The organism is Methanosarcina sp. (assembly GCF_049706645.1).
GTDB lineage: Archaea > Halobacteriota > Methanosarcinia > Methanosarcinales > Methanosarcinaceae > Methanosarcina.
Map to the genome: position 1 here is coordinate 1 of NZ_JBNAKP010000049.1, position 1,474 is coordinate 1,474.

The following is a 1,474-nucleotide window of genomic DNA, read 5'->3' on the forward strand; positions in this document are numbered from 1 at the left end:
CTATGATGCAATGGAAGCAGCAGAGGAATTTGTCAGCGGCTGGACATTTGGAGAGTTTGCCGAAGATCGCAAAACACAGTTTGCAGTAATCAGAGCTCTAGAAATCATTGGCGAAGCAATAAAGAATATCCCATGTGAAGTGCGTGAAAAATATCCTTTTGTTCCGTGGAAAGATCTGGCAGGAATACGGGACAAATTAATCCACGCTTACTTTGGGGTTAATCCGAAAGTAGTCTGGTTATCTGTTAAAGAAGGTCCGTTAAAGAGGTATCCCTGAAGCAAAACCGAACATCAAATGCGATCTGGAAGAAATGCGAATAATCAGAAAATAGCCCTCCAAAGGAAAGAATCGCTTCAATCAAAAAACCCTGCAAAATGTTCATTCTCAGTTTGCAAGAGATTACTGGCTAAAAAAAGTATATTCAAGCCTTATAGTAGATTTAAAAAAGTGAAAAAGAAATAATTTTGATGAAAACTCAGTTAAACAAATAACATTTTAGTATCTGTTTTCTCTGGGTTTCCTGTGGTTAGGAAGACATTCTCTGCAGTAGACTGGTCTGTCAGGGTCAGGTTTGAAAGGTACTTCGGTTTCAACACCACAATCCGAACATTTTGTCTTGTGCATTTCCCTGGGAGCTCCGAAGCCTCCACGGTTGCTGTCTCTTCCCCTGAAAGGATTTCCTCTGTCATTAAAAGCCATTTTGTTTCACCCTGGTTTTAGTTGTTAGTTAATTGCTTAAAAATAAGATTGTATAGGACTCTTTGGTTAAAAACAAAAATTGGTTTTTAACAACAGATTGTTATACATTTCTTTATTTTTAATAGATATACATTGCATTTAAAATATATAAATTTATCTATTTAAACCGGGCACGTTCTCTTAAATGAGGTAACAGCCACTCTCTGAACTCAGGAAAAACTTATTAAAACAAAAATGAGAGGATTTAGAAGAAATTTTAGCATCATTATATTTTAGCATCATTATATAATAATTATATCCTGGAGTATGAGATAGCCAATAATTTGCCGTCTATGGAACCTTGCTCACATCAACATAGAAGCGTTCCTGGAGAAAAGTGAAAATATGGGTTTCAGGCATCTTTTTCAGACACCTTTATTTCAGATACCTTTATCAGGCATCTTTATTCTATACTTTTAGATCAGTACACTTTTAGTTTAGTCAGTATTTAATGTAACCTTTCCGCTCAAGCCATTCGACCTGGGGCCTTGTGTATTTCCAGGTTACTTCGGCTTTGGAGTCCTGTACTTCCCAGGGACTGGCTATAACAACATCGCCTTCGCGGATCCACATTCTCTTCTTTTTAGAACCCGGAATCCTGCCCATGCGGACAATTCCGTCCATACACTGAAGCGTTACCCTTTTCGAGCCGAGTAAACACGCAACCGTTGCCAGAACTTCATTTCGGTCCTTACGGGGGACTCGTACCCTGGATACTTCAGGGGTATCTCCTGA

Annotated in this window: 3 protein-coding genes; 1 reads left to right on the forward strand and 2 read right to left on the reverse strand. The window is 38.6% G+C overall.

Translation table 11 applies throughout. The annotated features are described in order from the left end of the window. A partial coding sequence (locus ACPK8D_RS14905; RefSeq protein WP_424718644.1) for a DUF86 domain-containing protein occupies nucleotides 1-277 on the forward strand: 277 nt, incomplete at its 5' end. Nucleotides 278-496: 219 nt separating this feature from the next. Here ACPK8D_RS14905 and ACPK8D_RS14910 read toward each other — a convergent pair. Both ACPK8D_RS14910 and eif1A read right to left on the reverse strand, forming a co-directional pair. Further along, nucleotides 497-700, reverse strand: coding sequence for a CxxC-x17-CxxC domain-containing protein (locus ACPK8D_RS14910; protein ID WP_424718645.1), 204 nt, complete (start codon nucleotides 698-700; stop codon nucleotides 497-499). A 480-nt stretch (nucleotides 701-1,180) separates the two neighbouring features. Beyond that, on the reverse strand, nucleotides 1,181-1,474 hold a 294-nt coding region (gene eif1A, locus ACPK8D_RS14915), incomplete at its 5' end, for a translation initiation factor eIF-1A (protein WP_424718646.1).

What these genes read in the sequence shown, in the direction of transcription:
- ACPK8D_RS14910 (WP_424718645.1), bottom strand. Translation starts at nt 700, where the DNA reads ATGGCTTTTAATGACAGAGGAAATCCTTTCAGGGGAAGAGACAGCAAC.